At 39.4% G+C, this 6,235-nt stretch carries 7 protein-coding genes; 6 read left to right on the forward strand and 1 reads right to left on the reverse strand.

Features of this window, described 5'->3' with window-relative positions; translation table 11 throughout:
- Positions 1-52 precede the first annotated feature (52 nt).
- Positions 53-373, reverse strand: a complete 321-nt coding sequence (locus BFU02S_RS14240) for a cupin domain-containing protein (protein ID WP_066371950.1) — start codon at positions 371-373, stop codon at positions 53-55.
- A 779-nt stretch (positions 374-1,152) separates the two neighbouring features.
- Between BFU02S_RS14240 and BFU02S_RS14245 the strand changes: the two genes are divergently transcribed.
- The 6 genes from BFU02S_RS14245 (at position 1,153) to BFU02S_RS14265 (ending at position 6,227) form a co-directional block, all read left to right on the forward strand.
- Positions 1,153-2,148 carry a LacI family DNA-binding transcriptional regulator gene (locus tag BFU02S_RS14245; protein WP_066371951.1) on the forward strand — a complete coding sequence of 332 codons (996 nt, stop codon included), beginning with the start codon at positions 1,153-1,155 and terminating at the stop codon, positions 2,146-2,148.
- Positions 2,149-2,326: 178 nt separating this feature from the next.
- Positions 2,327-3,238: a ribokinase gene (gene rbsK, locus BFU02S_RS14250; RefSeq protein ID WP_066371952.1), complete on the forward strand. Its 912-nt coding sequence runs from the start codon at positions 2,327-2,329 to the stop codon at positions 3,236-3,238.
- Positions 3,235-3,627 carry a D-ribose pyranase gene (gene rbsD, locus BFU02S_RS14255; RefSeq protein ID WP_066371953.1) on the forward strand — a complete coding sequence of 131 codons (393 nt, stop codon included), beginning with the start codon at positions 3,235-3,237 and terminating at the stop codon, positions 3,625-3,627. Before rbsK ends, rbsD begins: the two co-directional genes overlap by 4 nt.
- A gap of 11 nt (positions 3,628-3,638) precedes the next feature.
- Entirely contained in the window at positions 3,639-5,132 is a 1,494-nt protein-coding gene (locus tag BFU02S_RS14260; protein ID WP_066371955.1) for a sugar ABC transporter ATP-binding protein, read from the forward strand.
- 246 nt (positions 5,133-5,378) lie between these two features.
- Positions 5,379-5,447, forward strand: coding sequence for a potassium-transporting ATPase subunit F (locus BFU02S_RS17745; RefSeq protein WP_369690708.1), 69 nt, complete (start codon positions 5,379-5,381; stop codon positions 5,445-5,447).
- Positions 5,448-5,486: 39 nt separating this feature from the next.
- A complete protein-coding gene (locus BFU02S_RS14265; protein WP_084361139.1) occupies positions 5,487-6,227 on the forward strand; it encodes a potassium-transporting ATPase subunit KdpA in 741 nt (246 codons plus the stop codon).
- The last annotated feature ends 8 nt before the right edge of the window (positions 6,228-6,235 follow it).

A 6,235-nucleotide genomic window follows, 5' to 3' on the forward strand; every position in this document is an offset into this window, starting at 1 on the left:
CTTTTTTTCGAGTGTCCTACCTACAGGTACCATTTTACTCTCTTTTTCTTCTTTATTTGGAAAGCTTATTTAACACTACATACAAACTAACCCCATCATTACTTGTATTGAAAAAAGAAAGTTCTTCATCACCGCTCGTATGGATTAAATCCGTTTCTGTTACCTCTAATTCCCGACCGTCAATGATCATGGTTCCTTTTCCGGACACTACAAACAGATAGACCTCTGCGTCTGGGTGTTTGTGAGCAGGCAGCATTTGTCCAGGCAAGAAGTTTAGAACAAATGCTGTACTATTGCCATTATTAAAAATAACTCGTTTTGTAAACCTTTTCTCACTAAACTCCTGGTATGCCTTAATTGATTTCTTTTCCATGATGGTCCTCCTTAATTCGCATTCTAACTTTTCTCACGTATTTTTATCATAGTGCTGATTATTAATGTGCGAAGTGACCTTAATCACATCATATAAGGTGGAAAGTTCCATCAGCACCCCGTAAGGGAATATGTTTTAAATCGTCAGTTAAAAGCCAGTTAACCAAATATCAATATTATTTGGCTGCTTTTTTCCTTTGTAAAGTATGGAGGACTTTTACACCATTCATGAAATTGATTTTTGACTTTTCTGTGCCAAAAGAATTCGTATTTCCCGTTTTGCAGGAAGGTGACGGATTATTTGTTGAAAAGTTTCACGTGGAACATGTCAAAATTTATCGAGTGAGAGTTTGATTCAATGATGGATTGCTAATTTGTGGTAAGTCGCAGGTATCAAAACTGCACCAAAAGGGGGACTAAAAATTTACGATACCCCATCCATTACTTCTTTAAACCAAATGACTAAGCCCTTTTTGCCTCTAAAATTTGCTATTGCTTACTTACCTAAAGGAATAAGTGCTTCACCACCTATACTTTGTCAAATTAATCAACACAAGTCAGGAAGTGACAAGCACTGTAAATTGTCATGAAGTAATGATGCGACTTTTCAAGCATTTCAATTGTCCTAACTCTTTGTGTCGTTTACCATACTGCTACTAGAAACCAGCACTAATCAATTATTTAATTTCGCAGCTGACAGACAACAGTAAAAAGTAGTTGACAGCTATTCTACATGGGTATAAGATTTATATGAAAACGTTACCATACAAGGGGATGAACATGGCTACAATAAAAGATGTAGCACGACTAGCAGGTGTTTCTGTTAGCACGGTTTCCCGTGTTATCAATGACAACGGCTATGTAAATGCTGAAACTAGAAAAAATGTTATCAATGCCATGGAAAATCTAGGATTTCGACCAAGTAATATAGCACGAGGTCTGGTAAGTGGCAAAACTTATACCATTGGGTTGGTGATCCCCGATATTTCAAATCCATTTTTTCCTGACATTGCCCGAGGAGTGGAAGATGAAGCTATTGCAAATAATTATAATGTCATCCTTTGCAATTCGGATTGGAAAGTCGAACGCGAAACCATGTACTTGTCTTTGTTAATTGAAAAGAGATGTGAAGGTGTGGTTTTAGTTGGAAGTCACAGTGAGGAAAGTGATTTGCTGAAGGTAATCGGTAAGATGCCGTTTGTATCGGTAGACCGGGAAATGGTCCATGCAGGTCATTCTGTATGGGTGGACAATGAATTTGGAGCTTATACAGCCACAAAACATTTATATGAAGAAGGATATAAACGAGTAGTACATATAAGCGGACCACCTAGTGTCAGATCAGCAAATGCCCGATTATCAGGATATAAGAAAGCTGTTCGTGAGTTTAATTATCATGAACCGCAAATTATAGAATCAGACTTCAGGACAAGTGGTGGATATGAATCTGCATTGAAAGTGCTTGAACAGCAAGGAGATTCACGACCTGATGCTATTTTTGCGGGTAATGATCTGATGGCGATTGGTGTAATACAAGCATGTGAAAAAATCGGAATCAAAGGTGGCGTTGACTTAGGTATTGTTGGTTTTGATGGGATTGGCTCAAGCGCATATACTTCACCGTCTTTAACCACGATCTTTCAACCGGGTTATGAGATGGGAAGAAGAGCATGCCATTTGCTCTTGGATGAGATTGTGAATCCCGGCAAGCGACGAATCAAAGAGGTATTCAATTTTGAACTGCTTGTTCGTGCATCTACGAAATGGATAAAATAATAGGACAAAAAATATTTTTTTAAGAAAGTTTATACCAATGATTATGCAAGATTTAAAGGAAAAAATCAAAAGTCAAGAATTGCAGTAGTTGGTATTTTTTTAATTGATAATGTGGAAACGTTACCACAATCTTAGAAAATTGTATTAGTAATCATGTAGTAAAAGGAGCATTTGAAAAATGACAAGGAAAATTCCGAAGATTACGGTGGTTGGAAGCTTAAATGCTGATTTAACAGCATATGTGGAAACATTACCACATCCTGGGCAAACCATTTTGTCTCATGATTTCAAGCTATATCCCGGGGGAAAAGGAGCGAATCAGGCGGTTGCTGCCAGCAGACTTGGCGCGATGGTAACGATGGTTGGCTGCTTAGGGTCCGATTCCTACAGCAATCTACTAAAAGATTCTTTAGCAAATGCCGGTGTATCTACATCTGACATAATCACCATTCAAGATGCCCCTACAGGAATGGCCTTCATTTTAGTAGAGGATTCAAGTGAGAATGAGATTATCGTCATTCCGGGTGCCAATGCAAAGTTTACTCCAGATTTGTTCGAACAAATAGATATTGAAAAAATTAAACAAGCGGATGCACTGCTGCTGCAGTTGGAAATTCCATTAGAATCCGCTGAAAAGGCTGCTAAAATTGCACATGACGCAGGAGTTCCGGTCATTCTAAATCCTGCACCAATGTGTGATCTGCCTGTTGAATTTTTGCAGCATGTCGATATATTAGTACCAAATCAAACTGAACTTGAAAAACTCCATGACAAGGGCTTTACACTGGAAAAGCTGTATGAGCTAGGAATTCAATTTGTGCTTGAAACCCGCGGTGCACAAGGTGTATTGGTGCATAAGAAGGATTCCACTCACCATGTAGAAGCTGCTAAAGTAAAAGCCATTGATACTGTCGGTGCAGGTGATACGTTTGTGGCTGCTTTTGCAGTAGCCCATAGTTCAGGTGTAGGTCTTTTAGAAGCAGTCCGCTTCGCTAATCAAGCAGCTGCTTATTCAACAACTCGAAAAGGTGCTCAGTCTTCATTTCCAAAAATTGAGGAACTGGAGGCGATTGGGGTGAAACTTCCGTGAAAAAAGCAGGATTATTGCACAGTGAATTAAGCAAAATTATAGCGGCAATGGGACACGGTGACATGTTGGTCATTGCCGATAATGGGTTGCCAATTCCTTCAGGTGTTCATCTGGTTGACCTGGCATTGCGACCTGGAACCGTTTCGTTTGAAGACGTCTTGAAGACAGTTGCTGAAGAACTGGTTATTGAATCATATGTGGTGGCAACAGAACTTCAGGAAACAAATCCAACGTTGTTGAACCGTGTGCAGCAAATCGTAGATAAGCCATATGAGATCGTGGAACATACAAATTTTAAGAAAATCAGTGAACGGGCCGTCACGATTATTCGAACGGGAGAATGGACACCTTATGCTAATGTAATCTTGGTTGCAGGTGTACCCTTTTAGGAGGGATTCAAATGAGTGGTTTACTCCAGCTGGAAGGTATAAATAAATCGTTTTCCGGAGTATCTGTTTTAAAAAATGTTAAATTAGATATTTACCCCGGAGAAGTACATGCATTGTTAGGTGAAAATGGGGCCGGAAAATCTACACTTATGAAAATATTGACGGGTGTATATTCACCTGATAGCGGAACAGTAAAAATCGATGGCCAGCCGCTTACGCTTCATTCCATTCATGATGCCAGGAATTATGGGATTGAAATGATCCATCAGGAAATTAGTTTATTTCCAAGTTTGAGTATCGCAGAGAACTTATTGATTGGTCGTGAAAAGATATTCTCTAAAATGGGATTCATTGATCGAACCAAACTTCGAGAACGCACAAATGAGGTTCTGCAGCGGCTCATGTTAAAAAAGGACCCCAATACGCTCGTAAAAGAATTGAGTGTCGGTGAGCAGCAACTGGTGGAAATTGCGAAAGCTTTATTAATGGATGTCCGTTATTTGATTATGGATGAACCAACGGCAGCCCTGACAGACCTCGAAACAGAGCGTTTGTTTGATATTATTCAATCTTTAAAGGCATCAAATGTCGGCATTATCTATATTTCCCACCGGATGGAAGAATTATTCTCCATTGTTGATAGGGTAACAGTTATGAGGGATGGTCAATACATTGACACAAGGATGATCAAAGATGCAACAGAACATCAATTAGTTTCTTTGATGGTCGGACGAAGTGTCACTGAAAGGTATCCGAAAGAACAAGCTTCAGTTGGTGAGGAAATTCTTCGGCTTGAAAACGTATCATCAGCGCATGTTCATCATATTACACTGAATATACGGGCCGGTGAAATTGTCGGAATTGGTGGACTAATGGGATCAGGACGTACGGAAGTGGCCCGCATCATCTTCGGTGTTGACCGAAAAACAAAAGGAAATTTAGTTTGGAAACAACAAGTGTGCAACTTTAAGAGTCCTGTAGAAGCCATCAAAAAAGGGATTGCCTTTGCAACAGAAGACCGAAAACAACAAGGATTGGTGTTATCAGCTGGAATTCGCGAGAATATTTCCTTGCCAACATTAAAACAACGTTCAAAATTTGGATTTATCGAAAGCAGCAAAGAGAAAACGCTCGTAAATTCGATGATCACGAAATTAAGAATAAAATCGCACTCCATGGACCAAGAGGCATGCAGATTGAGTGGGGGAAACCAGCAAAAGGTTGTTTTAGCCAAATGGATGGCGACAGAACCATCACTCTTTATTTTGGATGAACCAACCCGGGGGATAGATGTAGGGGCAAAGCAGGAAATTTACCGGTTGATGAATCAAATTGTGGCAGAAGGAAATGCCATTCTTCTAATTTCTTCTGATTTGCCTGAATTATTGGGGATGAGTGATCGTGTATATGTCATGCGCGATCATACGATTGCAGGAGAACTGCAGCGGGATTCGTTCGATCAGGATGTATTTATAAAAATTGCGACAGGTGGAGAACTCCAATGATTTCTTCACTATTTAAAAGGAAGGGTTTCCCCCAGGGATTTTTATACTTTTTTTACACCTTTGCACGGTATTTTTACCCTATTTTTACCTAATACTAAAGTAGAATGAATCTAAACGTGAGGATGGAGGGTAAGTATGTTTAACAACGATATGATGTCTATTGGTATGATCATGATCTCATTTGTGGCATTTTGGGTTTTCACCCAATTTAGCGAAAAAGCATAGGGGGTAACTTCAATGGTTGCTATGGGATTGATTTCAATCGCAATGATTATTTATCTAAGCTATGTACTGATGAAACCGGAAAAATTTTAACTACCCTGATTTCTTCAGGGGCTTGGGGGATATAGAAAAATGGAAATGGGTGTATTGCAGATCATCGTGACGCTGGTCATTATTTTTCTATTGGTAAAACCAGTGGGTATTTACTTAGTTAAAGTTTTTGATTACGAAAAAACGGGATTGGATCGGTTCTTTGGGCCGCTGGAACGTGCGGTATATCGACTCATCGGTATAAAAGAAAATGAACCGATGGGTTGGAAAAAGTATGTTATTGCTATGCTGCTCACGAACTTTATCATGATGATGTTCATGTATATCGTATTTAGAACACAAAAATTTTTGCCGTTAAATCCGGATAAGATTGATAATATGTCGCCGGCATTAGCTTTTAATACGGCAGCATCATTTATTACAAATACAAACTGGCAAGCATATAGCGGAGAAAATTCACTCTCGTACTTCTCACAGATGATGGCCATTACATTCCCAATGTTTACCTCAGCTGCGACGGGATTTGCAGTGGCGATTGCCTTTATTCGTGGTTTAATAGCAAAACAAAATAATCTTGGAAACTTTTATATTGATTTGGTACGATCCCTCACTCGTGTTTTCTTGCCATTCGCTTTTATTGTTGCCTTATTTTTAGTGTTTCAAGGATCGCCTGAGACATTGCATGGTGCGGTGAATGCTACCACACTGGAAGGGGCTAAACAAACCATAACAAGAGGCCCTGTTGCATCATTAGAATCTATTAAACATCTTGGAACAAATGGCGGCGGATATTTTGGCACTAATTCAGCACATCCATTGTAAGCGTAAAA

Source organism: Neobacillus fumarioli NBRC 102428, from assembly GCF_001591485.1.
GTDB classification, from domain to species: Bacteria; Bacillota; Bacilli; order Bacillales; family Cytobacillaceae; genus Neobacillus; species Neobacillus fumarioli.

Coding starts and splice junctions, on each gene's coding strand:
- BFU02S_RS14240 (WP_066371950.1), bottom strand. CDS start 373: ATGGAAAAGAAATCAATTAAGGCATACCAGGAGTTTAGTGAGAAAAGG.
- BFU02S_RS14245 (WP_066371951.1), top strand. CDS start 1,153: ATGGCTACAATAAAAGATGTAGCACGACTAGCAGGTGTTTCTGTTAGC.
- rbsK (WP_066371952.1), top strand. CDS start 2,327: ATGACAAGGAAAATTCCGAAGATTACGGTGGTTGGAAGCTTAAATGCT.
- BFU02S_RS14260 (WP_066371955.1), top strand. CDS start 3,639: ATGAGTGGTTTACTCCAGCTGGAAGGTATAAATAAATCGTTTTCCGGA.
- BFU02S_RS14265 (WP_084361139.1), top strand. CDS start 5,487: ATGGAAATGGGTGTATTGCAGATCATCGTGACGCTGGTCATTATTTTT.